Origin of the sequence: Crenothrix polyspora, from assembly GCF_900163755.1 — a bacterium.
In the GTDB taxonomy this organism is placed as follows: Bacteria; Pseudomonadota; Gammaproteobacteria; order Methylococcales; family Methylomonadaceae; genus Crenothrix; species Crenothrix polyspora.
Map to the genome: position 1 here is coordinate 1 of NZ_FUKI01000101.1, position 24,533 is coordinate 24,533.

Sequence of the window (24,533 nt, forward strand, 5' to 3'; positions counted from 1 at the left end):
GACGTGTATCCCGACTTTCAGTCGATACCTTAAACCCACCGGCCTAGCCGGTGGTTGTTTAGTCGGCAGGTCTTAATTGTGATGATGAACGGATGGATTTAGGGCCGATATTGGCGCTTATGCAATAAACTTGTTTGGTATATACTGATTTACCGTGTATGGCAGTTATATTGATTAAGGGGTTTAAGTCATGGTTAAAATAAATTTGTTATTTAAGTGTGTTTTGTTTTTTGCCGTGCTAACACGTACAGGGGTGGGTATCGCAGAAACGCTTTATAAATTTCAGATAACCCGTGGTGTAGCCACAACAACGCCCGCCCGTAATCCGGCGAATTTACTACCGACTAAAACAAAGCTTACGGGTAATTTTAGTGCAAAATTATACGATGGAAAAATAAGATTTTTAAATCAAGGTAATGGACAGCCTGGAATATCGGCATTGTTAGCGGATTATAAAAATGGAAAATTTATCGCCAAACTAGATGCGGCAAATTTTGATAATGGCTATCAAGGCTATTTTGATGGTAAAAAAATCAGCTTAAATGGAGCAGTTGATCAGCGTCCGTTTGATGGCAGTATGACGGAATATAGCCTGATAGCGAAACTTATCAAGTCTACTGTTGTGACAGAACAGAAAGGCTATTTTAAAATCAGACGTGATATGCGCAAATGCGCGTCGCCAATGTGCGGTGGTTATTTTGTTAAGCAGGTGAATAAAACGAAAACCCAATGCGCTGATAAAGTTACGCGTAATGAATGCTATGTGCCTAGCGTAGATTGGGGAAACATACATGAGCCTGCTGTCGCGTTAGATGCTCTTTTGACTTACGGCTGGTTATCGCCAGAAAACTTTAAGGATTTCGGTTTGCGCGATCAGTTTACCGTCAGTGCCGCTTATGAGGCGGCGGGCGACGCATCGCATAGGGTAGGTAAGTTTTTTGCAGGTTTTAAAGATACTGGAATTCGCTGTATTATGGCACCTTGCCCTTCTATAAAAGAATATGTGTTAAACAGTTCTAAGGCTGCAACGTCTGTAGGTGTTAATTTAGATCGCGTTAAAACAGCAAAAATAAAACGCAGTATGGCCGATGATATTTTAAGCCAAGGTGGTTTATTATTGGCTGAGGGAAATCATCGTACCGAAACCTATACGCTAGCTGTTGGTGGCGAGGTGTCGGAGATTGTGTTTGTAGCCAGACAGTTTTATCTGCCTATTTTAAGTTGTGCTAGCGGTTATCAGGCCAAAAATGGTCGTTGCGAAACGGATTTTGGCTGTGTTGCGCCCAAATTAGAAAAGATAACTTACGGTGGCGCAGCTTTCACTGATCCTGTTACGGGTGAAACAGGCAGTAATATTTCGAGAAGCTGTGTTGACGCTTGTGATCCGCCTGGAAATTTAGAGCCAATAGGTGGCGTGTGCAGTGTTTATGCACCGTAATTAGCGCATTTTATTTTAAATGGATTTTATCTTAAAAATACGGGTTTTTATATGCACGATAACGCATTAAATCGTTTACAGCACAGGCATGATTTTGTCGTCAGTAACAAACAAGGCGAGCGCCGTACCAAGCTGATTTTAGTGTTGACAGTTTTTACGATGTTAGTGGAAATTGGCGCGGGTATTGTATTTGGCTCGCTTGCATTGCTGGCTGATGGTTGGCATATGGCAACGCATATTGCAGCCTTTATGATTACTTTATTTGCGTATCGTTATTCGCGTTTGCATACTCACGACAATACCTTTGCTTTTAGTGCCGGTAAAGTAGGTGTTTTAGGCGGGTTTGCAAGCTCTATTGCGCTGGGTGTTGTTGCGTTAGTTATGTTGGTTGAGTCGGTGGCACGGTTATTTACACCGCATGTTATTCAGTATAACGAAGCTATTTATGTGGCACTATTTGGCTTGTTGATTAATGTGGTGTGTGCTTTTTTAGTTAAAAATCATGTCCATATTCCTGTTGATACTGACGACACTGATCACAGTGAATCAGATTTTGAACATGCGTTTGATGCTGAGCATGAAGAAGATCATAATCTGAGAGCGGTGTATTTGCATATACTTGCCGATGCTTTAACGTCAATATTAGCTATCATCGCGTTGGTTGCTGGCAAGTATTATGGCTTAAGCGGCTTAGATCCTATTATGGGTATTATAGGTGCATTGGTTATTAGCCGCTGGGCGTATGGGTTAATTAAAGAAACCAGCCCTATTTTATTAGATGAAAATATTTCGGTGCGTTACAAGGCTGCCATACAAGAGACGATTGAAGCCGATGCGGATAATCGCATCTCTGACTTACATATTTGGCGAGTTAGTCCTGGGTATTTTGCCGTTATGATGTCCGTAGTGACGCACCATCCTAAACAACCCGATTACTATAAAGCCTTGTTAACACAATTTAATTTGCACGGTAGTAAAAATCATTTGGCGCATATAACGGTTGAAGTCAATCTGTGTTCGGACGAAGATTGTCTAGCGTCTGATTTATCGGCTCATAATGCGTCAACCTTAATCGATGCAGGGCAGGCCTAACGTATTTCAGGCTGCCAATAGAGATCGCGCCAGGTGTTGAAATCAGTGGTGACGCGCCTGCTTCTTTGCAGGTAATCATTTTGATTGATGACCGCATCGGTATTAATATTGGCACAAGGTTTTTTTGTTGTCCAACATTGTTTAACCCACGTTTGAAATTCTGCTTTTAAATCATTATTTTTTTTAGTTTTATCAAGTGAATTAATCACTTTATCTTTGTTAACATCCGCTAAAGCGATGAAATTTGTTTTCATAATGCCATTAATATAACTGACATACTTAGATACCCGTGTATAAACCCCGTAATAACCAGGATTAGCACAACCATTGCCCCAGCTAGTAATACCCGCCAAACGCCATTGTTTATTTTGTTGAATAACTAAAGGTCCACCGCTATCGCCGGTACAGCTGTCTATATTTGCATTGCTAGTGCCTGCACACAACATGGTGTCGACTATTTGTGCGCCATCAGGCGATTGTTTACATACGGCATTGGAGATAATCGGTAATACTGCATCGTATAAATTCTCTGGGTATATCGAGTGTATGGAATCAAACTCAGATAATGCCCCCCAGCCAATAATAGCAGCGTTTATACCTACTAGTGGTGAACTTCCGGTGACCAAAGGTAAGGCAGTTACACCGGTAATAGGTTTTTGTAATTGTATTAGCGCAATATCATTACTGTGGTTTTTAATATTATATTTTGGGTGCAAAATAATGCGCTTAACGGTAAATACTTGGCCGACATCATATTTTAAATTAAGGACTTTATAAATAACGTTAATATTTGCTGATTTTTCTTTTTCAAGACAGTGTGCTGCCGTCACTATCCAGGCTGGACTTATAACGCTGCCCCCACAAAATTGGCCTTGATAATTATCATTGCCTTTTCTTGATAAAGCCACTATCCAGGGCCATTGGTTTGCAGAAGACGCTTTGCCGCCGACAATTTTAGTGGTGATAGCGGCAGATGTCGTTAATGACCATGTGCTAAATGCGGCCAGAGTAAAGCAGATACAATAGTGTTTTATGCCCATAAAAACGCCTGTCTAGTGTAATAGGAAGGGGCATAAGTATAGTATATTAAAGGTATTTGTGCTGACGAATACACCGTTTGGCTGAGGTATTATTTTAGGTTTGTAGGGCAGGGTGGTTGTGCAGACAATGATGAGCTATTTAAATGAGCGTAAGCGCTAACCATCTAATTGATTGGTAATGAAACTTTATTTTTTCTTTGAATAAATGGGTATGGGTGCCGAGGTTATAGGTTTTCAGGCAAACAACCTTAGGCTTGATTATATAACATATTGATTTTAAATTATTTTGTACCGATAAAAATACAAGTTATTTATCTAACGATTTGGCGGGTATTAAAGTAAAACGCAGAACACAAGGCGCTAAGATCTCGTATTCTGCAATTTATACTTAATTCTTGGAATTAATGCTTGCGTTTTTTATTATGTTTTTTGCTTTTAACAGCGGCTACTTCAGGGGCTTTGGTTTTCACCGCTTCTGTGGTTGATGCAGGGGCGGCTGTTACTGCGCCTGTTGTTGCACCAGGGGCTGTTACTGTGCTTGTCGCAGGTGCTGCAACGGCGCTTGGTTTGGGAGCTTCTGTTGTGGGAAGCACGCTGGTGGCTGCTTCGGTCACTTGATTTTTAACAGCTTCAGTGACTTTGTCTTTAGCCACGTTAGTTGCCATGTCAGTAGCCGCGCCCAAAACAGTTGATTCGGCGAATGTTGCGCCAGACACTAATAACAATGAAACTAATAATAATGTTTTGTTTTGCATAATAAACCCTCGGTAGTGTGTAAGCGGTAACGGTGGTGTAACCGCAATAATATAATCGTTAGCTTTAAAAAGTGACGGTTATCTGGGATGGCCTCCTTAAAATACCTCATTAAAACAAAATAATAAAGTGTAATGCGTGACACCGCTTATTTAGCCAATAATCGTTTAAAACAATACAGTGGCTAATTAATTGCTAAGTATAGAGCAGTTATATTGTTCATGGGTGTAGCTTACGCCTATGAACCTGAACAGATAATGAATCAATTAAATTATTTATAAGTTTGGCAGTTGCATCGGTTAATTATTTGATAAGGTACAGCGTTTTCAACTTAGGACAGTTACAGCCACCGTTCGTGCTGAGCTTGTCGAAGCATGAACGGCACACTTCGACAAGCTCAGTGCGAACGGTTACGCTGTAACTATTGAACTGTGAAAACGCTTTAATATTCAATAGGATAAGGATAGCTACCTTTGCGAATATTAAAAAATAGCAGCTCTGGTAAGCTCGCTAACATACCTCTAGCGCCTATTTTTAGTGTTTTACCGTTATCGAATGGCCAGCGTGTCAAGCCGTATACACTTTGGCTGGTTGCGGCCAGCATATTTACCGCACCAAATAATGGTCTTAATAAAACGGTGTCGTCGGTAAAAAATACAAACCAGGCATCATCTGGATTGTGCTTATAAAGTCGTGAGCTAAATATATTGGCCTCTCGCGTGTACGCCCAACTATCTACTTCCCGTGCATACATTTTGGTTAATGCCTGTTGTCTGTAGGCAGGCAGTTCTGCTATTTTGATAACATTGTAAGTATTTTGCACCGCAGCAAAGGCTTGAAATGGGATAAACGTTGTTTGAGGATCAATAAATCCACCTAATAAGCGCACCGATTGTCCAGACACCGCCCTATTGATCTGTTCAAACAGCACTGTGACGCAGTTTTTAGTGATCAAATGATACGCGCTATGTTTACGATCGTGTTGCGTTAGGTCATTGTTAGCGATGTGTTGTTGATGCAGTGCCGTGTTTAATTGTATTGTGCTTAACTCGGTCAGTAAAAAATCGTTTAAAGACAGGCTTTTTCTCGGTACAGCCTGCTGGTTTTTATAAGCTAACACACCGGTTTTGTCACTGTTTAGCCATTGCTGATAACGGTTTGCGGCTATTTCCATCTCTACGTAATGCGATTCTTGCAGGTCTGGCTCAGACTGTAACGCAAACATCGTGTGTTGTAAGTGCTTTTCATCCTCATGGCGTTGCTGTTGCAAGTGTTGTGGGTACAGCTTTAGTTTTTGATTGGAAACAGGATGGACGGTTTCGTCATTGTCATCTAAAAATGTCCAGTGGCGTGATTGTAAGCTGTGTTCAATGACGATCAGTCTCGCCAATGTGATAAATAAGGCATAACCCCAATCAGGGCGTTTTGACACAATGAGTGTGTGTGCCGAACGCAACAAACTTTGCCGAAATGCTCGTATTTGTATTATCTGTGCGTGATTAATCGGCATATCGGCACGCTTGATTTGAAAACAGCTGTTGGTGGTCAGTGGTTGAGAAGTTTGCAGGGTTTGTAAGGCTAATAAAGCGTTCGATAGATCGCTGTAATGTTCGGAATAAGCATAAGGGTAAGACGATAGCTCGCTGATAACTGTCGGCTTGAGTTGGCTCAGTGTACTTTTAAGCGCGTTAATTTTTTGTACTAAAAAATCTTTGCCGTATTGATTTGCCAGTTGCCGCTTAAGTTCAGCACTGATGTTGGTGCTTGATTGCTCAGTCTTACAGTTTGATGTGCTTTTTGGCAATGTGGGACTATTTTTATCAGGATAAAACAGCCCTGCACCCAGTAAGCGTGGCAATAGTTCAGATAGTGCTGGTGTGATTGGTTTTTGGGCTTTCCATTGCAGTAACGCAGCTAATAAAGCGTGATTAGAATATGCCGCTTGTAATTGTTTAAGTTGTTGCGATTGTTGAAAATATTGGTTTTTAAAATAGTGGCTGACTTGTTCGTAAGTTACATCAGATATTTTAATGTCGGCTGAGCGAATGCTGCGGTTTTGCCGTAACTGGTAGTTGACGCGAAACGCATTAGCATCGTGTTTAAATAATCGGATGTGTGCGTTTTTATACTGATAATCGTAAACCGCATCACCCAGCTGAATAGCCACATGACCACCACTGGAATTGCCTTCGCTGGCGTTGATGTATAAAAACTCAAAATTCTTCGCCTGAGCGCTACCTGCAAATACCAGTAGTCCGAGTAAGGCTATTTTCACACTGAGCTTGATTTAGTGTTGATAGCCTTGCTGAATCAGCGCCATCTTGATGTTATCGCTGCGGGTGAATTGTCTTTTGTAAGCCTCGTATTGGTTTTGAGGTAGATTTATCTTTTTTAACGCCATGCCAATGGCGTGATACGTGTGTGGGTTAGCTTCCCAGTCGACAATGCCATTTTGGGCGGCGACATCGCTGATACCTGCCATAAATGTGTGTTGGTCGGGCGTATTAGCAGTTGAGCGTAAATAAGTGGCGATGAACTCTTGCGTTTCGTTTTCATAACGACTGGTTTTGCTGTCGTTTTCGCTGCTTTTACTGGAGGAAGTCGACGATCCTGAAATGCTGTCTGAGCTTTTTGCCATTGAGCCTGCACTATCGGAGGATGAACCTGCGCCGTTGGAGATGGAGCAGGCGCTCAGTAAAATAATAATGCTGGCGCTGAGCGCTGTGTAGCTAATCGACGTTAAATGATTTACATTAATCATGCTATTTCTGCCTATTAATAACAATAAAGCGCAACAAGTGCGGTTTTGTAAAATAATTATTTGAGGTTTGGGTTTTTTATGGTGGCTTAATGAAAATCAAGGTATAGTGTATTATCAGTGGTTTACAGTGCTTAACTACGCTATCAACTTCGGGTTTATTTTTACGTAATCTAAAGATTACTAATAATTAGGCATTAGCGGGCTTCCCTTTTTTGATTTCTTTGCCATAATTAAGTCGTCGTCAACAAAAGGATAAGGATGCTTTTTAGCAGGATGCTAAAGAAAGGATGCAGTTTTAATTAAGACGGCTTTAGCCTCAGAACCCCCTCTGTTGTTCTGAGGCTTTTTTATGCGTGTGTGTTTATCAATAGCAAAGTGGGCTAGCCTGTGCATAGCCCAATCTACCGATGACAAATTAGCTTTTAGCGGCTCTTTTACGTTCGTTTTCAGTTAATAATTTTTTACGCAAGCGTATTGATTTTGGTGTAACTTCGACTAGCTCATCTTCAGCAATAAATTCTAAAGCTTGTTCTAGCGTCATTTTTTGAATTCGCGCCAATACCAAACTTTCATCAGTACCTGAAGCACGCACGTTGGTTAATTGTTTGGGTTTACACGGGTTAACGCACAAATCATTGCTGCGTGAATGCAAGCCGACCAACATGCCTTCATAAACTTCATCGGCATTGACTAACAGCAATTCACCGCGTTCTTGCAAAGGATGCAATGAATAAGTAACGGCTTTGCCAGCGACCATAGAAATCATGACACCACGCAGTCGATTACCGACTTCACCGGCTTTCATGGGGCCGTAATGGTCGAAAACATGGTATAGCAAGCCTGAGCCTGACGTGGCGGTCATAAATTCGGTTTGGAAGCCAATCAAGCCGCGTGACGGCATCATATATTCCAAACGGATACGACCTTTGCCGTCGGGTACCATATTAGTCAAATCGCCTTTACGGTCGCCCAGTTTTTCCATAATGGTGCCTTGGTGGATTTCTTCCACTTCGATGGTCACCATTTCGAACGGTTCGCATTTTTTACCGTCAATTTCTTTTAGAATAACTTCAGGACGCGATACGCCCATTTCAAAGCCTTCGCGGCGCATGTTTTCAATTAAAACCGACAAATGCAATTCACCACGGCCAGAGACTTTAAACTTGTCTGGATCGCCAGTATCTTCAACGCGCAGTGCCACGTTGTGTTGCAATTCTTTATCTAAACGATCGCGGATTTGGCGGGTGGTGACATATTTGCCTTCTCTGCCAGCAAACGGTGAGTTATTCACCTGGAAAGTCATGGTGACCGTGGGTTCATCCACCATTAATGGCGGCATGATTTCTACTTTATCGGGATGACAGATAGTGTCAGATATTTCCAGTTTTTCAATACCGGCAAACGCAATGATGTCCCCGGCACGGGCTTCGGCCACTTCAACACGCTCCAGACCATGAAAACCATAGATTTGTAACATGCGGCCTTTACGTTCAACGCCTTCGCGGTTAACGATAGTCAGTTGTTGATTGGGTTTAATGCTGCCACGTTGAATACGGCCAATACCGATAACGCCCACATAGGTGTTGTAATCCAAGCTTGAAACCTGCATTTGAAACGGGCCATCCATATCCACTGGCGGTGGACTGACTTTTTCAATAATGGTTTCAAATAAGGGGGTCATATCGCCACCGGTTACCGTGTGTTCTAAACCGGCGTAACCGTTGATAGCAGAGGCGTATACGATAGGGAAATCCAATTGTTCATCGGTAGCGCCTAGACGATCAAACAAATCGAAAGTTTGGTCAACCACCCATTCAGGACGTGCGCCAGGGCGGTCAATTTTATTGATGACGACAATCGGTTTAAGCCCTAAAGCAAAGGCTTTTTGGGTGACAAAACGGGTTTGTGGCATAGGGCCATCCACCGCGTCAACCAATAATAACACCGAGTCAACCATTGATAACACACGCTCCACTTCGCCACCAAAATCAGCATGGCCAGGGGTGTCAACAATATTGATATGGTAGCCGTTCCAATCCAGCGCAGTATTTTTAGCCAGAATAGTGATACCGCGTTCTTTTTCAATATCATTGGAATCCATGATGCGTTCAGTTACTTTGGTGTGCGCGGCAAACGTACCCGATTGTTGCAATAATTTATCAACCAAGGTGGTTTTACCGTGGTCAACGTGTGCAATAATTGCAATGTTTCTTAGTTTTTCAATCACTTGTTGTACTCTACTGTTTTTAAAGGAGGGGTGGTGTGTTTGTCAGCACGGTTGTTATTTAACATTTGAAACGGTTAGATCTATCTAATACAGGGCTTTGTGTACTAAAAACGCACAAGTGTCTATCGATGTTAAATGCGAGGCGAGTGTTGAACCTAGCGTGTTGTCAGTGCAATACAGCATTATCTGGCCTGCAATGACGCGGGTTATCGATGTATTAGTGGATATATTTCAACATTTTGGACTAAGCCCGATGTTGCATTATTGAGACACAGCTATTATAGCAAATAATGCGTGTGATTAACTTTGTTGCCAAGGTAAGCCAGAAAATCGCCAGCCCGCTTGGTTGCCACGGCGCTTGTGTGCGTCTAACGGACCTTCAAAACCATCAGCGATGTTGATGAGGTGTTTATAACCTATAGCATCTAGCGCCAAAGCTGCATCTAATGAGCGTTGGCCACTGCGGCACAGTAATAAAATAGGGGTGGTGTAATCGGGCACGGTGTTGCTAACTTCGTTGATAAAATTATTATTGAGTTGCCAGTCGGGAGCTTCTTTCCAGGCAATATGTACAGCGCCGAGCGGATGACCGACAAACAGATGTTCCATTTTGGTACGCACGTCGACAATCACTGCCGTAGGGTCACGTTGTAATAAAGCCCAGCATTGTTGTGGTGTTAAATTTTCTATCATAAACAGAAGCCTATGGGTTGTTTTGTCAAGGATATGCGGCGCAAGTGTATTGCACTGTTTGGTCGGCTATTATCGCAGTTATCAAGCACTGGTCAAGTAATCACAACAGATGTGATACTGCTGTTTTTGTTAGATTATTCAGGCGGCGGCATACTAACGCGATGCTCTAGCCAATCTTGCAAAAAATCCATAAAGCTTTTTACTTTGGCAGATAAATATTTTCGATGCGGATATACTGCGTAGACATCCAGCGGCGGCAATAAATAATCTTCTAGTACGACTTTTAATTTGCCTTTTTCAATATCTCTGCCGACCACATAAAATGGCAGCATCACTAAACCTAAGCCATTAATGGCGGCAATGCGCACCGGCTCACCGACATTGGCCCATACCCGACCTGAGACATTGATGGTGGTATAACCGGTTTCAGTTTTAAAGCGCCATTTGTCTTTGGGGGCAACTGCCCAGTTTACTAAGCAACTGTGATTCAATAAATCTTGCGGTGTTTGCGGTACGCCGTGTTGTGCAAAATATTCAGGTGAGCCACAAGCTACCAGTAAAGACGTGGCGACTTTTCGCGCGACTAAGCTGCTGTCATCTAACGCCCCTAAACAAATGGCGACATCAACGCCTTCATCCACCAAATCCATTGGGCCGTTTTGCAAAATCATTTCCACGGTTAAATCGGGGTGGATTTTTAAAAATTCGGCGACGGCACGGGCAATATGGGTTGAGCCAATGCCGTAGGGCGCACTGATACGTAACAAGCCACGCGGCTCGGTTTGTAAGTGGGTGACGGCCGCTTCCATTTCTTCAACTTCGGTGAGTACGTGCTGGCAGCGTTCTAGGTAAGAAACGCCGACATCGGTTAAACTCAAGCTACGGGTGGTGCGATTAAATAACCGTGTGCCCAAATCGCTTTCCAGCGACATAATATGCTTGGTGGCCATCGCTCTGGAAATATCCAGTTCGCGTGCGCCCGCTGCAAAACTTCCGGCTTTGGCGACACGGACAAACACATTCATACTGGTTAATTTATCCATTGTGTTCTTATGTTCGGTGAGTTTAGTGTAGAAATATCGGCTACCCGTTTAAGTTGAGACACACTTGTAGGTTGGGGTGAGGTAACGAACCCCAACGATACGATCCATCATTATGTTGGGGGTTCCTAGCGTCACCCCAACCTACAGCGGACATTCTTATTTTGTCTCATGTTAAGCGGATAGCCCAAAATACGGAATATATGGTTTTTTGTGCCTTTTGTGCCTTTTGTGTTTTTCGTGGACAACTAAATTGTAATTGTGGGCTATCCACTTAAGACGGGACAATAAACTACAACTACCGTTCGGCCTGAGCTTGTCGAAGGCTGTTATTCATGGTTCGACAAGCTCACCACGAACGGCTTAACCTAAAACTGTCCCGCCTTAAGTGGGTAGCCTAATTGTGGAGTTCTTGCGTGGTTTTACCTAACATTAGCCACGCTCAAATAACTGATACGCCACTTCTCCGGCTGTTTTATGCTTTAATACCTGCCAATTAGCCGGTAAACCGGATAGCGTGAGTGACCGTTCAGTTTCTATATAAATCTTGGCGTGCGGATTTAGCCAACCGTTATTTTCCAGTGTCAAGCAGGTCGTTGGCACGAGATCTTTAGTAAACGGGGGGTCAATAAATACCACATCAAAGCCTTGCGCAGTCGCCGCTAAAAAACGCGACACTTCCGTTTGCGCAATGCTAATCTGCTGAGCCGACAACATCGCCACATTGTTTTTTAACGACAGGCAAACCTGCGCGTTGCTTTCTACCAGTACAACAGATTTAGCGCCTCTGGAGGCCGCTTCAAATCCCAGTGCGCCGCTGCCTGCGTACAAATCCAAACACGTCTTGCCAGCAATATCATAGTGCAGCCAATTAAACAGCGTCTCCCGTACCCGTGCCGGTGTCGGCCTAAGGCCAGGTGCATCGCTAAACGTAATATTACGGCTACGCCATGCCCCACCAATAATACGTAGCTTATTTTGCACTGTCGGTTGTCGCCTGCTTCAGCTGACCTGCGGTCACGGTTTGCAATAATTGTGGATTAACACGGCGCTGAAACGCACTGACAATCTCTGCTACAGTCACTTTTTCTATACTTTGCTGAAAGGTATCCAGATAATCCAGTGGCAAGTCGTAAAAGCCGATCATCGCCACATAATTGGCCAGTTCCTTATTGGTATCAAAGCGCATGGCAAAACCACCGACGATATTTTGCTTGGCAGCGGTTAATTCCTCTGGGGTTGGGCCTTTGGTAATATAGTCGCTTAAGGTTTTATTGAGCACTTCCAAGGCTTGCTGGGTTTGGTCATTACGGGTTTGTAAACCAATGGTAAACGGACCTTGTTTTAACAACGGCGAAAATGAACTGGACGCGCTATAGGCCAAGCCACGTTTTTCACGTACTTCATCAAATAATTTAGACACCAAACCACTGCCACCTAATACATGATTGCCGACGTAGAGCGGGAAATAATCCGGATCTTTCCGGTAACTGCCGGGCAAACCCACCAAAACATGGGTTTGTGAGGAAGGGAATTCGATATGTTGCACACTGGCTTTACTGGGCATAGTAACATCAGGCAACGCGTCTGGCTTCTGGCCGGTTGGCAAGCCAGCCAGCAATTTTTCAGCAGTTTGTTCCGCTTGTTGTTTGCTTAAATTACCAACGATCACCACCATTGCATTGGCGGCGACATAGTGTTGTTTATAAAACTCTTTCAGATCTTTCGCTGTCAGCGCCGCAACAGTTTTGATAACACCAGCGGTGGGGTGAGCATACGGGTGTTCGCCGTAGATGGCATTGGAAAACGCGATGCCAGCCAAATCCCCCGGCGATTCTTCGGTTTGCTTGAGCATAGCCAGCGTGCGTTTTTGTTCGCGGCTAAAATCGTTTTTACTAAAAGCAGGCTTGGTTAAAATAAGCTGTAGGGTGTCCAGGGCTTTATTAAACAAGGCGGGATCAGTTAAGCTGCGCAAAGACACGGTAGCCAAATCGGTACTGGCACCGGCACTAAAAATAGCACCGACGCTTTCAAAACGCTTGGCGATATCGTCAGCGTTTAAATCAGCTGCGCCGCTGTCCAGCAAATCTGCGGTAAACGAGGCCACGCCAAATTGCTTGCCATCACGGGCGCTACCCGCATCAAACACCACCTGAATGTCCGCCATCGGCAAACCATCGGCTTGTACGTAGTACACACGACTGCCTTGTGCGGTGCGCCAATTTTCAATTTTTGCAGCCGCCCACGCGCTGTTACAGGCCAGCAATAACAATAAACACACTAAACGTTTTGGCATTATTTTGCTCCCTTTTTAGCAGCAGGTTTTTCGGTTTTTTCGGTCTTTTCAGAATTATTGATGGCTTGCGGTTCCAGATAGGCAATGTTCAAATGATCTTCAATCAGGTATTTTTTGGCCACAGCACGAATTTGCTCAGCGGTGACCTGATTGACTTTTTCAACGTAGTCATCGGCTTTTTTCCAGCCCAAACCCACGGTTTCCAACATGCCTAGCTGCATAGCCTGATAAAAATTGGAATCTTTTTCGTAGACATTGCTGGCCAAAACTTGCGCTTTTATGCGCTGCAATTCGTCGCTACTGACCAAGTCTTTTTGCAACTTGGTGATCTCGGCTTTTAAGGCGGTTTCTAAATCGTGTACAGTTTTGCCTTCGTTGGGCGTGGCTTGCAGTTCAAACAAGGTTGGTAGTCGATCCGTCATGTTATAGCCTGCACCTGCCGATACAGCAAGCTGCTTGCCGCGCACTAAACCTGAGGTTAACCTCGCACTGCTGCCACCATCTAACACACCGGCTAATACTTCTAGCGCATAGGCTTCCCATTCGGGATCGGCGGTTTTTAATACCGGCACTTTATAACCCATGATCAGGTACGGCAGTTTGGCGGGTAATTTTACCGTTATTTTGCGCACACCGAGTTGCTCGACTTCGGTTTGGGGTTTTAAGGTTTCAATGTCACTGGTTTTTAATGCACCAAAATATTTTTGCGCCAGATCAAATACTTCTTGCGGCTTAACATCGCCCACTACCACCAAGGTGGCATTATTGGGCGCGTACCAGCGTTGATACCACGCTTGCAAATCTTTCACGGTATACGCGGCAATATCAGCAGGCCAGCCGATGACTGGATTTTTGTACGGGCTGTTGCTAAACGCCATGGCCATAAAATGCTCCTGCATTTTGGCTTGTGGGTTGTCATCGGTGCGCATACGGCGCTCTTCGGTGACCACTTGTAATTCTTTTTTCAGCTCTTCGGGCAATAAATGCAAATAGCGCATTCGGTCGGCTTCAAGCTCCAAGCTCACCGATAATTTGTCAGCCGACATGGTTTGAAAAAAAGCGGTGTAATCTTGGCCGGTAAAGGCATTTTCATCACCGCCGTTGGCGGCAATAATTTTGGAGAATTCACCGGCGGGGTGTTTGTCTGTGCCTTTAAACATCATGTGTTCTAACATGTGCGACGCGCCGGTAATGCCACCAGGCTCATAACTGGAGCCGACTTTGTACCACACTTGCGATACCATTACCGGTGAGCGGTGGTCTTCTTTTACTAAAACTTTAAAGCCGTTACGCAAGGTGTGTTCAGATACTTTGCTAACGGTTGCGCTGGCCAATACCGGCACAGCTAATAACACGAGTCCTATTAATTGTTTGTACATAACTCTCCCTTTAGTAAAAAGCTAGTCCTTCGGACTATTTCAATAATCAATGGTTCACTGTATTCTATTGGATAATTAAAAAGTTGGAAGTTATAAATTAATGCAAAAGCCATCTACCCACAGACCCGCTACCTGGCAATGTTACCTGAATTTGTGTAAATCTAACGTTGTTATCGAAATGATTTTCACCTCAACGGTCGGCATGTTATTGGCTGTTCCGCTATTTCCGCCGTGGTCTGCACTTATTTACGGTAATTTGGGGATTGCATTAGCCGCTGCATCGGCGGCGGCTATTAACCATTATGTGGACAGAGACATTGATAAAAAACTCAATCCGCATCGCCCGATTCCTATGGGGTATTTAACGCCGCAACAAGTGATACAGTTTGCAGCGGTGGTCGGCGTTTTGGCTATGTTAATACTGTTAATATTGGTTAATACCTTAACTGCGGTACTCACATTATTGTCCATGTTTGGGTACGCCATTATCTATACCCAATATTTAAAGCGTATGACCTCGCAAAACATCGTTATTGGCGGTGCGTTTGGTGCAACACCGCCGTTATTGGGCTGGTGTGCGGTAACCGGTAGCATACATCCGCATGCTATCTTATTGGTATTGATTATTTTTGTGTGGACGCCGCCGCATTTTTGGCCGTTATCCATTGCTCGGCTGGAAAAATACCAGCAAATTTTTCTCGACCATAAAATCCCCATGTTACCGGTTACTCACGGGGTTAATCACACCCGTTTACACATTCTTTTATACAGTATATTGCTGCTGATCGTCACCGTGTTGCCTTATCTTACCCACATGAGTGGTTTGATTTATCTGGCCATTGCTGTGCCGATGGGCTTAGGGTTTATTTATTATGCGTTGTTAATGATGCGTAACAAAGACGCAAAAACCGCTATGACCACGTTTTGGTATTCAATTGTGTATATTACCGTGTTGTTTGCCGCACTGTTAATCGATCATTATTTTCGTATCACCTTATGACCTTTACTCACCACGAACAAACCAATCAGCCTGAGCATGTGTTTGCAGAGTTTATCCGCATACTGGGCAAAGGCAAAAAAGGCTCGCGGCCTTTAACGCAAGATGAAGCCTACCGCGCCATGCGCCTAATTATGGCTGATAAAGTATTGCCTGTGCAACTGGGCGCATTCTTAATGTTAATGCGTGTAAAAGAAGAAACGCCGGAAGAATTAGCTGGTTTTGTCCTGGCGGCCAGAGCCGCTTGTGGCATGGTAGCTGACGAGGTACACATTGATCTGGACTGGTCATCTTATGCCGGTAAGCGTCGGCATTTACCGTGGTTTTTATTGTCAGCCTTATTACTGGCTCATAATGGCATTAATGTGTTTATGCACGGTGCTAAAGGTCCGTCGGCGGATCGTGTGTATACCGAAGACATGTTGTCGTTTTTGGGTTTGCGGGCGGCTACCTCGGTGGCAGAGGCTAAGCAGCAACTGTTAGCACAGCATTTTAGCTATCTTTCTTTAGAGCATTTTTGCTCTAAGCTGCATGAGATTATTGAGCTGCGTCCGGTACTGGGTTTACGTTCGCCCGTACATACCTTGGTGCGTTTGTTAAATCCGTTTAATGCACCGTGCAGTATTCAGGGAATTTTTCATCCGGGTTACCGGCCAGTGCATCAATTGGCTGCACAGTTGTTAAACCAACCCCATGCGGCGGTGTTAAAAGGCGATGGCGGTGAAACTGAGTGTAATCCGGATGTGGAATGTTTAGTGCAAAGCGTCCATAACGGCGTATTATCAGATGAAATCTGGCCCGCGTTATTTGCACGCCGACATGTAAAGCCTGAGCAGCTTGATCCTAAACAATTAGCCTTGGTTTGGCACGGTGAGCTTGTGGATGAATATGCCCAAGCGGCGGTGATAGGCACGGCGGCGGTCGCGTTAAAGTTGTTGGGTAAGGCGACTACGCAGCAGGAAGCGCAGGCGTTGGCGGCGGATTTTTGGCGAGATCGATTAAAATAGACCGTGGTTTTACCGCTTAGGAACGCGTACGTCACGGCTGAGTTTAACTCGCGTTGTGCGGATAAATCTGCACCTACACTAAAAAAAATTGTTCAATGGCGCTCAGATGTTTCTAAGCAAAAAATTTGCAACCCTGTGATGCTTTTTCTTCATTTAAAAACTTCAGTAAGCACTTTCTTATGAAAATATCACTCATTGTTGCGATGGCACGCAATGGCGTTATTGGTCTTGACGGCCAAATGCCGTGGCATTTGTCGGCAGATCTTAAGCATTTTAAAAAAATAACTTTGGGCTCGCCGATTATTATGGGGCGAAAAACCTTTGAGTCCATCGGCAGGCCGCTACCCGGTCGTAGCAATATTATTATCAGTAGAAATCCTGATTATCAACAAGACGGTTGCACGGTGTTTGACAGTATTGACGCGGCGTTAAAGCACTGTTGCACGACGGTATCGCGTGTTTTTATTATTGGTGGTTCCACGTTGTATCAAACTACATTGGCATATGCAGATACTTTGTATGTGACAGATATACAACAAGATTTTTTAGGAGATAGCTTTTTTCCCGTCTTGGATAAAGAGCAGTGGTTAGAAACAGCACGCGAAGATGTAAATGATGACCCTGATGTGTCATTTAGTTACAGTTTTATAACTTATCAACGTAAGTAAGTGTAGTTGACAGTATTGCCAACAAGGGTTAGATGGACTGATAAAAGGCAGTTTGTCTTGCTTGCTACGTGTTTAGAGTTTCGGGAGTCAGTTGCTTATTTTTCTTTATAGACTTTCAAATAAATAACGCCACTGATTACTCTGTAACATGCTGATTAAAAATAATTTTATTTTCACAAAATGGAAGTTATTTATCTGAAAAACTATAGATAAAGTTTATTGCTGCATTGCTCAGTTAGGTGTATTATCGAATCGAATAGTATAAATAAACGCAATGTCAAGTTTACAGTGATAAAACAGATACACCCTATGTAAATAACAGAAAATAAGAAGCTTACGATGATTTTTAATCCAAGTCCCCATCAAGGCTTTAAGCCTGTACTCATCGTTGCCGGATTACTGTTGGCCTTGCCCTTTAGCCATATGGCCTTAAGTGCCGCCGTTGTTAAACTCGCTCCAAAACCCGTTTACAAAATACCGCTTAACGACACCGGTATTGCTACTTGTTCAAATGAATCTAAAAGTGGCTTGCCTTGCCCAGTCGTGGGTTTTCCTGGCCAAGATGCCCAATACGGCCGCGATAAAACGCACAACAACAATGCTGACGGCCACGCCGGTTTTAGTTTTACCAAAATCAGCAACACGGGCAAGGCGTTAGCGGCCAGTGCCAAGAACTGGAATTGTGTAAAAGACAACGTAACGCGCCTGATGTGGGAAGTTAAGGCCAATGACAAAAGTTTGCACGATATGAACTGGACCTACAGTTGGTATAACCCCGATAACAAAACTAATGGTGGTGCTGAAGGTTATCAAAACGCGGGTAAGTGTGTAAATACTATAAGCTGCGATACCGATGCCTATGTAAAAGCGGTTAACAAGGCCGGTTGGTGTGGCTATAAAGACTGGCGCATGCCCACTCGAATGGAATTAATAGTTTTGGCCTCATTAAATGGGATGGATCCAGCACTGGATAAAAAGTACTTCCCTGAGTCCAATATTTTGATGTTTTGGTCGTCGTCTCCTTCTGTCGACACTGTCATCCGAGCATGGCTCTTCGTCTTCAACAACGGCGGCTACAGTGATAACGACTTCAAGGGTTACGGCCATCAGGTGCGGTTAGTGCGTAGCGGACAGTGATTCTGTCTTTTGCTGATGCCAAGAATCAATAGCTCTATCTGTTGGGCGGGATATCATGACTGTTGAGCCAAAATATTGTCGACTATAGTAAGGTAACCGGCTTTGTATGCTGCTAAACAGGCTTAAAATACCACTTTGTTTACCGTTAAATCTTTAAAATCGGAGTAACGTTAATGACGAAAACCTGCCAAACCACACTAAGCTGCTTGTTGGTATTGCCACTACCATTGCTAGGCAACGACCAAGTCTGCAACACCCAAGTAACCGCCACCACGCCAACGGCTCGCTTTACCAGTTTTAATAACGGTACGGTGTTAGATAAGTATACCGGCCTGATGTGGAAAAAATGCAGCGAAGGCCAGAAGTGGAATGTCGCCCGCCACACATGCAATTTATTTGCCGCCACCTATACCTGGCAACAAGCCTTGCGACGAGCGCAAGCGTTAAATAGCAAAGCGGGCTTTGCTGGTTATAAAGACTGGCGCGTACCCAATATAAAGGAGTTGAATACGTTGGTAGAAGAGCAATGCGCCCATCCAGCCATTAATCTGAGGGTGTTTCCAACAACTTCAATTCAAGGTTTTTGGTCGTCGTCTCCTACTGACTACGATAACTACGATGTCGCATGGAATGTCAACTTCAACAACGGCAGTTCCGGGGGCAACGGCGATATCGACGAAGGTCAGGTGCGGTTAGTGCGCCGCAGACAGTGATTTTGTGTTTTGTTGGCTTGGAGACAGAAAACAATACAGATACGCCATTTATACCTAGCATAAGGAGCTTACGATGACTTCTAGTCTCAGCACCAGGCAACGCTTTAAGCCTGTACCCATCATTGTCGGAATATTGTTTGCCTTGCCCTTTAGCCATATGGCCTTAAGTGCCACCGTTGTTAATCCCGCTCCAAAACCTGCTTATAAAATGCCGCTTAACGACACCGGCATTGCTACTTGCTCAAATAACTCTATAAATAATTTTCCTTGCCCAGTAGCTGGCTTTCCTGGCCAAGATGCCCAATACGGCCGCGATAAAAAGTACAACAACAATACCGACGGCCATGCCGGTTTTAGTTTTACCAAAATCAGCAACACGGGCAAAGCGTTACCGGCTAGCTCCCAAACGTGGAATTGTGTAAAAGACAACGTAACGCACCTGATGTGGGAAGTTAAAACCAATGATAACGGTTTGCACGATATGGACTGGACCTACAGTTGGTATAACCCCAATAAGAAAACCAATGGCGGTTATGCAGGCTATCAAAACGGTGGTGAATGTGTGAATACTACAAGCTGCGATACCGATGCCTATGTCAAAGCGGTTAACAAGGCCGGCTGGTGTGGCTATAAAGACTGGCGTATGCCCACTCTCATGGAATTAATGGGGTTACTTTCACTGGATCGTTTCAAGCCGGCACTGGATCAAAAGTATTTCCCTGAATACAATATCGGGGTATTTTGGTCGTCGGCTCCTTATGCCAACAACAGTACCCCCCCTGGATGGGCATGGGACATCGACTTCAGCGAGGGCTTCGTTGCCTGGGGAGAGTACGGCGTTGACGATGAAGGTCGTCAGGTGCGGTTAGTGCGTAGCGGACAGTGATACTGCTTTTTGCTGATGCCCAGAATCAATCTACCTATTTTGCGGGATCGACCGCCTGTTGCTGGCTGGTTAACCAAAATATTGGCGACTATATAGCAAAACACTCGACTGTGCGTGTTGCCGAACAGGCTTGAAATGCCGCTTTGTTTTACCATTAAATCTTTAAAGCCGGAGTAGAGTTAATGACCAAAATCTGCCAAACCACACTCAGCTGTTTATTGGTGTTGCTGCCACTGCTAGGCAATACTCAAACCTGCAAGACCCAAACCATAACCGCCACCACGCCAACGGCTCGCTTTACCCGTTTTAACAACGGTACAGTGTTTGACAAGTATACCGGCCTGATGTGGAAAAAATGCAGCGAAGGCCAGCAATGGAATGCCGCCAACCATACCTGCAATTTATTGGCCACGACCTACGACAACTGGCAACAAGCCTTGCAGCAAGCGCAAACAATAAATAGTAGCACTGGCTTTGCTGGTTATAAAGACTGGCGCGTACCTAATATAAAGGAGCTGATTACCTTGGTAGAAGGGCAATGCCACCATCCAGCCATTAATTTAAGTGTGTTTCCAACAACTTCGGGTAGTGCGTTTTGGTCATCGTCTTCTCTTGCTAGCGATCGCGACGTCGCGTGGTTAGTCGACTTCGCCTCCGGCGGCACTTCCAAGAGTTCCAAGACCAACGGTGAGGCGCAGGTGCGGTTAGTACGTAGCGAACAGTGATTTTGTGTGTTGTTGGCTAGCCAGAAAGAAAACAACAGCACGGTCAGCCAGCCGATAAGTGCATCGTTAGACTGCGGTTTTTTAAAAATACCTCTGTTGTGACTGCAATAACCGACATTCCGCACCCCTATTCATAATTTTATGATTAAATTTAATTTAATAGTTTCAGTATGTTATAAATTTTTCGAATTTTTGGCGTATTTTCAAAGTCATTTATATCAGCTTATATTTAACAAAAAACAAACGAGAGATGAATTTTTCTTGTTTTAACTCGAAAGTCTAAAATACTAAAATTCATTAAATATCAATATGTTGCTTAAATGCTGAATTTTTATTTAGGGGTGCGGAATGTCGGCAATAACAAAACAGATATGCCATTTATACCTAGCAGAAACAAGGAACTTACAATGATTTCTAATCTCAGCATCAGGCAACGCTTTAAGCATGTCCCGCTAATTACCGGATTACTATTCGCCTTGCCCTTTAGCCATATGGCCTTAAGTGCCGACGTTGTTAAACCCGCCCCAAAACCTGTTTATAAAATGCCGCTTAACGATACCGGCATTGCTACTTGCTCAAATAATTCTAAAAATAGTTTACCTTGCCCAGTAGCAGGTTTTTCTGGCCAAGATGCCCAATATGGCCGCGATAAAAAGTACAACAAAAATGCCGACGGCCATGCCGGTTTTAGTTTTACCAAAATCAGTAACACGGGTAAAGCGTTACCGGTCAGCGCCAAGAGTTGGAATTGTGTAAAAGACAACGTAACGCGCCTGATGTGGGAAGTTAAAACCAATGACAACGGTTTGCACGACATGGACTGGACTTATACTTGGTCTAACGCCAATATCCAACCCAGAAACGGTGGCCCCGATCCTGCCAAGTGCATGACAACTACAAATTGCAATATCACTGCCTACATCAAAGCGGTTAACAAGACCAGCTGGTGTGGCTATAAAGACTGGCGCATGGCCACTCGAACGGAATTAATGGGCTTGGCCTCATTGGATCGCGTTGAGCCGACATTGGATAAAAAGTATTTCCCTGAAACCAATATTGGGGTGTTTTGGTCGTCGTCTCCTAGTGTTTACAATGGCGGCATCTACTTATGGTACGTCGACTTGAGCGATGGTTACGTTTTCTGGTCCAACCCAGACTATGCCTTTCATGTGCGGTTAGTGCGTAGTGGACAGTGATTCTGCCTTTTGCTGATGCCAAGAATCAATAACCTTCTGGCGGAATATCAATCGCCTGTTGCTGGCAAATGTTGTCGATTATAGCAAGGCATCTGGCTGTTGCCGAACAGGCTTGAAATACCGCCTTGTTTACTGTTAAATCTTTAAAACCGGAGTAGAGTTAATGTCCAGAACCTGCCAAACCACAGTATGCTGTCTGCTGGTGTTGCTGCCACTGTCAGGCAACGCCCAAACCTGCTGGATCAAAACTATAACCGCCACCACGCCAACGGCTCGCTTCACCAGTTTTAACAACGGTACGGTGTTAGACAAATATACCGGCCTGATATGGAAAAAGTGCAGCGAAGGCCAGCAGTGGAATGCTGCCAGCCACACTTGCCATTTTTTTGCCACTGCCTACAACTGGCAAGAAGCCTTGCAGCAAGCGCAAACGGTAAATAGCAGCACTGGCTTTGCGGGTTATAAAGACTGGCGCGTACCCAATATAAAAGAGCTGAATACGTTATTAGAAGAGCAATGCGAAGATCCAGCCATTAATTTGACTGTGTTTCCAACGACTCCGGGGAAGGTGTTCTGGTCGTCGTCTCCTCATGCCGGCAGTGGCACCAACGCATGGGGCGTCGACTTCTACTACGGTTACCCCAGCGGGCAGAACCCTAAGGACAACTACTACACTCAGGTGCGGTTAGTGCGCGGCGGACAATGATTTTGTGTGTTGTTGGCTTTGGAGACAGAAAACAACAGCACTGTCAGCCAGCCGGTTAAGGCAACGTTATGCTACGGTGTTTTGTAAAAATACCCATGTTGTGATTGCACAAACAAAATAGATGCGCCATTTATACCTAGCAGAAACAAGGAATTTACGATGATTTCTAATCCAAGCATCAGACAAAGCATTAAGTATGTACCAATAATTGCCGGATTACTGTTTGCCTTGCCCGTTAGCAATATAGCCTTAAGTGCCACAGCTGTTAAACCTGCCCCAAAACCTGTTTATAAAATGCCGCTTAACGACACCGGCATTACTACTTGCTCAAATGGCTCTAAAAGAAATTTACCTTGCCCGTTAGCGGGTTTTCCTGGCCAAGATGCTCAATATGGCCGCGATAAAAAGTACAACAAAAATACCGACGGCCGTGCTGGTTTTAGTTTTACCAAAATCAGTAACACTGGCAAAGCGTTACCTGCCAGCGCTGAGATTTGGAATTGTGTAAAAGACAACGTAACCCACTTAATGTGGGAAGGTAAAACCAATGACAACGGTTTGCACGACATGAATTGGACCTACAGTTGGTATAACCCCGATAGCAAAACCAATGGCGGTAGTGCGGGCTATAAAAACGGTGGTGAGTGCGTGAATACTACAAGCTGCGATACCTATGCCTATGTAAAAGCGGTTAACAAGGCCGGCTGGTGTGGCTATAAAGACTGGCGCATGCCCACTCGAATGGAATTAATGGGGTTAGCCTCATTGCATAGTATCGAGCCGGCACTGGATCGGAAGTATTTCCCTGAATCCGATATTACGATGTTTTGGTCGTCGTCTCCTAGTGCCTACGATGCTTTCTTTGGCGGCAACCGCGTATGGGTCGTCGACTTCCGCTTCCACTACGGCTTCGTTTACTGGTGGTACAACGAGAACAACTACGGGCATCAAGTACGGTTAGTGCGTAGCGGACAATGATTCTGCCTTTTGCTGATGCCAAGAATCAATAGCCCTCTGGCGGAATATCAAACGCCTGTTACTGGCTGACGAGCCAAAATATTGTCGATTATAGCAAGGCCGCTCGGTTGTGCGTGTTGCCGAACAGGCTTGAAATGCCGCTTTGTTTACCGTTAAATTTTTAAAACCGGAGTAGAGTTAATGCCTAAAACCTGCCAAACCATACTAAGCTGCCTGTTGGTAGTGTTACCGCTGCTAGGCAACGCCCAAACCTGCCAAACCCAGATAACCGCCACCACGCCAACGGCTCGCTTTACCAGTTATAACAACGGTACGGTGTCAGACAAGTATACCGGCCTGATGTGGAAAAAATGCAGTGAAGGCCAGCAATGGAATGCCTCCAGCCACACTTGCCATTTTTTTGCCACTGCCTACAACTGGCAAGAAGCCTTGCAACAAGCGCAAACGGTAAATAGCAGCGCTGGCTTTGCTGGTTATAAAGACTGGCGCGTACCCAATATAAAAGAGCTGGGTACGTTGGTAGAAGAGCAATGCGTCCATCCAGCCATTAATCTGAGTGTGTTTCCAACGACGCTGGGTAATGGGTTTTGGTCGTCTTCTCTTGCTGGCGATGACGGCTTCGCATTGATCGTCGAGTTCGACTACGGCATCGCTGGCCACAGCCAGAACAACTCCAATCAATTGCGGTTAGTGCGTAGCGGACAGTGATTTTATGTTTTTGGCTTAGCTGGGTGGCTGATAAATGAAGTACGCGGTATGCTTGTGTACAAAGAAGATGTTATGTTGATTGTGCAGTATTTA

23 protein-coding genes are annotated in these 24,533 nt (G+C 44.5%); 13 read left to right on the forward strand and 10 right to left on the reverse strand.

What is annotated here, in order from left to right; genetic code table 11:
• The first annotated feature begins 190 nt into the window (after positions 1-190).
• Both CRENPOLYSF2_RS07280 and dmeF read left to right on the forward strand, forming a co-directional pair.
• Positions 191-1,438, forward strand: coding sequence for a DUF6748 domain-containing protein (locus tag CRENPOLYSF2_RS07280; protein ID WP_087143296.1), 1,248 nt, complete (start codon positions 191-193; stop codon positions 1,436-1,438).
• 51 nt (positions 1,439-1,489) lie between these two features.
• Complete coding sequence (gene dmeF, locus CRENPOLYSF2_RS07285; RefSeq protein ID WP_087143297.1) at positions 1,490-2,530, forward strand: CDF family Co(II)/Ni(II) efflux transporter DmeF; 1,041 nt, start codon at positions 1,490-1,492, stop codon at positions 2,528-2,530.
• Here the strand turns inward: dmeF and CRENPOLYSF2_RS07290 are convergent.
• The 10 genes from CRENPOLYSF2_RS07290 to CRENPOLYSF2_RS07335 all read right to left on the reverse strand — a co-directional run bounded on the left by CRENPOLYSF2_RS07290 (position 2,527) and on the right by CRENPOLYSF2_RS07335 (position 14,719).
• On the reverse strand, positions 2,527-3,570 hold the full coding sequence (locus CRENPOLYSF2_RS07290) for a S1 family peptidase (protein ID WP_087143298.1): 1,044 nt from the start codon (positions 3,568-3,570) through the stop codon (positions 2,527-2,529). The genes dmeF and CRENPOLYSF2_RS07290 overlap by 4 nt on opposite strands.
• Before the next feature lie 401 nt (positions 3,571-3,971).
• Positions 3,972-4,325, reverse strand: coding sequence for a hypothetical protein (locus CRENPOLYSF2_RS07295; protein ID WP_087143299.1), 354 nt, complete (start codon positions 4,323-4,325; stop codon positions 3,972-3,974).
• A gap of 440 nt (positions 4,326-4,765) precedes the next feature.
• Positions 4,766-6,598, reverse strand: coding sequence for a hypothetical protein (locus tag CRENPOLYSF2_RS07300; RefSeq protein ID WP_087143300.1), 1,833 nt, complete (start codon positions 6,596-6,598; stop codon positions 4,766-4,768).
• A gap of 12 nt (positions 6,599-6,610) precedes the next feature.
• Positions 6,611-7,084 carry a putative lipoprotein gene (locus tag CRENPOLYSF2_RS07305; RefSeq protein WP_087143301.1) on the reverse strand — a complete coding sequence of 158 codons (474 nt, stop codon included), beginning with the start codon at positions 7,082-7,084 and terminating at the stop codon, positions 6,611-6,613.
• Positions 7,085-7,499: 415 nt separating this feature from the next.
• The gene (gene typA / locus CRENPOLYSF2_RS07310; RefSeq protein WP_087143302.1) at positions 7,500-9,311 is read right to left on the reverse strand and encodes a translational GTPase TypA; all 1,812 of its coding nucleotides are present in this window, start codon (positions 9,309-9,311) and stop codon (positions 7,500-7,502) included.
• 300 nt (positions 9,312-9,611) lie between these two features.
• Positions 9,612-10,004: a rhodanese-like domain-containing protein gene (locus CRENPOLYSF2_RS07315; protein ID WP_087143303.1), complete on the reverse strand. Its 393-nt coding sequence runs from the start codon at positions 10,002-10,004 to the stop codon at positions 9,612-9,614.
• A gap of 134 nt (positions 10,005-10,138) precedes the next feature.
• The gene (locus CRENPOLYSF2_RS07320; protein ID WP_087143304.1) at positions 10,139-11,047 is read right to left on the reverse strand and encodes a LysR family transcriptional regulator; all 909 of its coding nucleotides are present in this window, start codon (positions 11,045-11,047) and stop codon (positions 10,139-10,141) included.
• A gap of 429 nt (positions 11,048-11,476) precedes the next feature.
• Positions 11,477-12,028 carry a 16S rRNA (guanine(966)-N(2))-methyltransferase RsmD gene (gene rsmD, locus CRENPOLYSF2_RS07325; protein WP_087143305.1) on the reverse strand — a complete coding sequence of 184 codons (552 nt, stop codon included), beginning with the start codon at positions 12,026-12,028 and terminating at the stop codon, positions 11,477-11,479.
• Positions 12,018-13,340, reverse strand: a complete 1,323-nt coding sequence (locus CRENPOLYSF2_RS07330) for a M16 family metallopeptidase (protein ID WP_087143306.1) — start codon at positions 13,338-13,340, stop codon at positions 12,018-12,020. The genes rsmD and CRENPOLYSF2_RS07330 overlap by 11 nt, the downstream gene beginning before the upstream one ends.
• The gene (locus CRENPOLYSF2_RS07335; protein ID WP_087143307.1) at positions 13,340-14,719 is read right to left on the reverse strand and encodes a M16 family metallopeptidase; all 1,380 of its coding nucleotides are present in this window, start codon (positions 14,717-14,719) and stop codon (positions 13,340-13,342) included. Before CRENPOLYSF2_RS07335 ends, CRENPOLYSF2_RS07330 begins: the two co-directional genes overlap by 1 nt.
• A gap of 100 nt (positions 14,720-14,819) precedes the next feature.
• Here CRENPOLYSF2_RS07335 and cyoE point away from each other — a divergent pair, with 100 nt between their 5' ends.
• The 11 genes from cyoE to CRENPOLYSF2_RS07390 all read left to right on the forward strand — a co-directional run bounded on the left by cyoE (position 14,820) and on the right by CRENPOLYSF2_RS07390 (position 24,440).
• Positions 14,820-15,719, forward strand: a complete 900-nt coding sequence (gene cyoE, locus CRENPOLYSF2_RS07340; RefSeq protein ID WP_087143308.1) for a heme o synthase — start codon at positions 14,820-14,822, stop codon at positions 15,717-15,719.
• On the forward strand, positions 15,716-16,723 hold the full coding sequence (locus CRENPOLYSF2_RS07345) for a glycosyl transferase family protein (RefSeq protein ID WP_087143309.1): 1,008 nt from the start codon (positions 15,716-15,718) through the stop codon (positions 16,721-16,723). The genes cyoE and CRENPOLYSF2_RS07345 overlap by 4 nt, the downstream gene beginning before the upstream one ends.
• Positions 16,724-16,902: 179 nt before the next feature.
• Positions 16,903-17,391, forward strand: coding sequence for a dihydrofolate reductase (locus tag CRENPOLYSF2_RS07350; protein ID WP_087143310.1), 489 nt, complete (start codon positions 16,903-16,905; stop codon positions 17,389-17,391).
• 339 nt (positions 17,392-17,730) lie between these two features.
• Positions 17,731-18,528: an Lcl C-terminal domain-containing protein gene (locus CRENPOLYSF2_RS07355; protein ID WP_087143311.1), complete on the forward strand. Its 798-nt coding sequence runs from the start codon at positions 17,731-17,733 to the stop codon at positions 18,526-18,528.
• Between the two features lie 173 nt (positions 18,529-18,701).
• Positions 18,702-19,241 carry an Lcl C-terminal domain-containing protein gene (locus CRENPOLYSF2_RS07360; RefSeq protein ID WP_087143312.1) on the forward strand — a complete coding sequence of 180 codons (540 nt, stop codon included), beginning with the start codon at positions 18,702-18,704 and terminating at the stop codon, positions 19,239-19,241.
• Positions 19,242-19,314: 73 nt separating this feature from the next.
• On the forward strand, positions 19,315-20,127 hold the full coding sequence (locus CRENPOLYSF2_RS07365) for an Lcl C-terminal domain-containing protein (protein ID WP_087143313.1): 813 nt from the start codon (positions 19,315-19,317) through the stop codon (positions 20,125-20,127).
• 182 nt (positions 20,128-20,309) lie between these two features.
• The gene (locus CRENPOLYSF2_RS07370) at positions 20,310-20,852 is read left to right on the forward strand and encodes an Lcl C-terminal domain-containing protein (RefSeq protein ID WP_087143314.1); all 543 of its coding nucleotides are present in this window, start codon (positions 20,310-20,312) and stop codon (positions 20,850-20,852) included.
• 407 nt (positions 20,853-21,259) lie between these two features.
• A complete protein-coding gene (locus CRENPOLYSF2_RS07375; protein ID WP_176371060.1) occupies positions 21,260-22,048 on the forward strand; it encodes an Lcl C-terminal domain-containing protein in 789 nt (262 codons plus the stop codon).
• A gap of 163 nt (positions 22,049-22,211) precedes the next feature.
• Positions 22,212-22,754 (forward strand): Lcl C-terminal domain-containing protein, encoded by a 543-nt coding sequence (locus CRENPOLYSF2_RS07380; RefSeq protein WP_087143316.1) that lies wholly within the window; start codon positions 22,212-22,214, stop codon positions 22,752-22,754.
• Positions 22,755-22,913: 159 nt separating this feature from the next.
• On the forward strand, positions 22,914-23,732 hold the full coding sequence (locus tag CRENPOLYSF2_RS07385; protein ID WP_087143317.1) for an Lcl C-terminal domain-containing protein: 819 nt from the start codon (positions 22,914-22,916) through the stop codon (positions 23,730-23,732).
• 180 nt (positions 23,733-23,912) lie between these two features.
• Positions 23,913-24,440 carry an Lcl C-terminal domain-containing protein gene (locus tag CRENPOLYSF2_RS07390; RefSeq protein ID WP_087143318.1) on the forward strand — a complete coding sequence of 176 codons (528 nt, stop codon included), beginning with the start codon at positions 23,913-23,915 and terminating at the stop codon, positions 24,438-24,440.
• The last annotated feature ends 93 nt before the right edge of the window (positions 24,441-24,533 follow it).

What these genes read in the sequence shown, in the direction of transcription:
- CRENPOLYSF2_RS07280 (WP_087143296.1), top strand. Translation starts at nt 191, where the DNA reads ATGGTTAAAATAAATTTGTTATTTAAGTGTGTTTTGTTTTTTGCCGTG.
- dmeF (WP_087143297.1), top strand. Translation starts at nt 1,490, where the DNA reads ATGCACGATAACGCATTAAATCGTTTACAGCACAGGCATGATTTTGTC.
- CRENPOLYSF2_RS07290 (WP_087143298.1), bottom strand. Translation starts at nt 3,570, where the DNA reads ATGGGCATAAAACACTATTGTATCTGCTTTACTCTGGCCGCATTTAGC.
- CRENPOLYSF2_RS07295 (WP_087143299.1), bottom strand. Translation starts at nt 4,325, where the DNA reads ATGCAAAACAAAACATTATTATTAGTTTCATTGTTATTAGTGTCTGGC.
- CRENPOLYSF2_RS07305 (WP_087143301.1), bottom strand. Translation starts at nt 7,084, where the DNA reads ATGATTAATGTAAATCATTTAACGTCGATTAGCTACACAGCGCTCAGC.
- CRENPOLYSF2_RS07315 (WP_087143303.1), bottom strand. Translation starts at nt 10,004, where the DNA reads ATGATAGAAAATTTAACACCACAACAATGCTGGGCTTTATTACAACGT.
- CRENPOLYSF2_RS07320 (WP_087143304.1), bottom strand. Translation starts at nt 11,047, where the DNA reads ATGGATAAATTAACCAGTATGAATGTGTTTGTCCGTGTCGCCAAAGCC.
- CRENPOLYSF2_RS07330 (WP_087143306.1), bottom strand. Translation starts at nt 13,340, where the DNA reads ATGCCAAAACGTTTAGTGTGTTTATTGTTATTGCTGGCCTGTAACAGC.
- CRENPOLYSF2_RS07335 (WP_087143307.1), bottom strand. Translation starts at nt 14,719, where the DNA reads ATGTACAAACAATTAATAGGACTCGTGTTATTAGCTGTGCCGGTATTG.
- cyoE (WP_087143308.1), top strand. Translation starts at nt 14,820, where the DNA reads ATGCAAAAGCCATCTACCCACAGACCCGCTACCTGGCAATGTTACCTG.
- CRENPOLYSF2_RS07345 (WP_087143309.1), top strand. Translation starts at nt 15,716, where the DNA reads ATGACCTTTACTCACCACGAACAAACCAATCAGCCTGAGCATGTGTTT.
- CRENPOLYSF2_RS07350 (WP_087143310.1), top strand. Translation starts at nt 16,903, where the DNA reads ATGAAAATATCACTCATTGTTGCGATGGCACGCAATGGCGTTATTGGT.
- CRENPOLYSF2_RS07355 (WP_087143311.1), top strand. Translation starts at nt 17,731, where the DNA reads ATGATTTTTAATCCAAGTCCCCATCAAGGCTTTAAGCCTGTACTCATC.
- CRENPOLYSF2_RS07360 (WP_087143312.1), top strand. Translation starts at nt 18,702, where the DNA reads ATGACGAAAACCTGCCAAACCACACTAAGCTGCTTGTTGGTATTGCCA.
- CRENPOLYSF2_RS07365 (WP_087143313.1), top strand. Translation starts at nt 19,315, where the DNA reads ATGACTTCTAGTCTCAGCACCAGGCAACGCTTTAAGCCTGTACCCATC.
- CRENPOLYSF2_RS07370 (WP_087143314.1), top strand. Translation starts at nt 20,310, where the DNA reads ATGACCAAAATCTGCCAAACCACACTCAGCTGTTTATTGGTGTTGCTG.
- CRENPOLYSF2_RS07375 (WP_176371060.1), top strand. Translation starts at nt 21,260, where the DNA reads ATGATTTCTAATCTCAGCATCAGGCAACGCTTTAAGCATGTCCCGCTA.
- CRENPOLYSF2_RS07380 (WP_087143316.1), top strand. Translation starts at nt 22,212, where the DNA reads ATGTCCAGAACCTGCCAAACCACAGTATGCTGTCTGCTGGTGTTGCTG.
- CRENPOLYSF2_RS07385 (WP_087143317.1), top strand. Translation starts at nt 22,914, where the DNA reads ATGATTTCTAATCCAAGCATCAGACAAAGCATTAAGTATGTACCAATA.
- CRENPOLYSF2_RS07390 (WP_087143318.1), top strand. Translation starts at nt 23,913, where the DNA reads ATGCCTAAAACCTGCCAAACCATACTAAGCTGCCTGTTGGTAGTGTTA.